We start from the raw sequence: 986 nt of genomic DNA, 5'->3' as shown, positions 1-986 counted from the left end.
GACGGTCAGAAGGACGTTACCGTCTGGTGTTCCAACGACTATCTCGGCATGGGCCAGAACCCGAAGGTGATCGAGGCGATGAAGAACGCCATCGACCACTGTGGCGCGGGTGCGGGAGGCACCCGGAATATCTCTGGCACTAATCACTACCATGTGCTGCTCGAGCGCGAGCTGGCCGATCTGCACGGCAAGGAAGCAGCACTGATCTTCACCTCCGGCTATGTCTCCAACTGGGCGTCGCTCGGCACGCTCGGCGCCAGGATCCCCGGACTGATCATCTTCTCCGACGCGCTGAACCATGCCTCGATGATCGAAGGCATCCGCCATGCGAAATGCGGCAAGGTGATCTGGAAGCACAACGACGTCGCCGATCTCGAAGCCAAGCTTGCGGCCGCCGATCCGAAGGCGCCGAAGCTGATCGCCTTCGAATCCGTCTATTCGATGGATGGCGATATCGCGCCGATCAAGGAGATCTGCGATCTCGCCGACAAATATGGCGCGATGACCTATCTCGACGAAGTGCATGCTGTCGGCATGTATGGTCCGCGCGGCGGCGGCATTGCCGAGCGCGAGGGGCTGATGGACCGGCTGACCATCATCGAAGGCACGCTCGGCAAGGCCTTCGGCGTCATGGGCGGCTATATCGCCGCCTCAACGGCGCTGTGCGATTTCATCCGCTCGTTTGCCTCCGGCTTCATCTTCACGACGGCGCTGCCGCCGGCGCTTGCTGCCGGTGCGGTGGCCTCGATCCAGCACCTGAAAGTCAGCCAGTTCGAGCGCGCCCGCCATCAGGACCGGGTGCGCAAGCTGAGATCATTGCTTGACCAGCGCGGCATCCCGCATATGCCGAACCCGAGCCACATCGTGCCGGTCTTGGTCGGCGATGCGGCGAAGTGCAAATGGATCTCGGATCTGCTGCTCGACAATTTCGGCGTCTATGTCCAGCCGATCAACTATCCGACGGTGCCGAAGAAGACCGAACGGCT

General features: G+C 61.8%; 1 protein-coding gene. It reads left to right on the top strand.

Features of this window, described 5'->3' with window-relative positions:
* On the top strand, nucleotides 1–986 hold a 986-nt coding region (hemA, locus tag C9413_RS32405), incomplete at both ends, for a 5-aminolevulinate synthase (protein ID WP_170251617.1).

It is taken from the genome of Rhizobium sp. SEMIA 4085 (assembly GCF_013004495.1).
GTDB lineage: Bacteria > Pseudomonadota > Alphaproteobacteria > Rhizobiales > Rhizobiaceae > Rhizobium > Rhizobium gallicum.
Note: the sequence above shows the minus strand (reverse complement) of the source record. Positions and strands in the feature narration are given on the sequence as shown.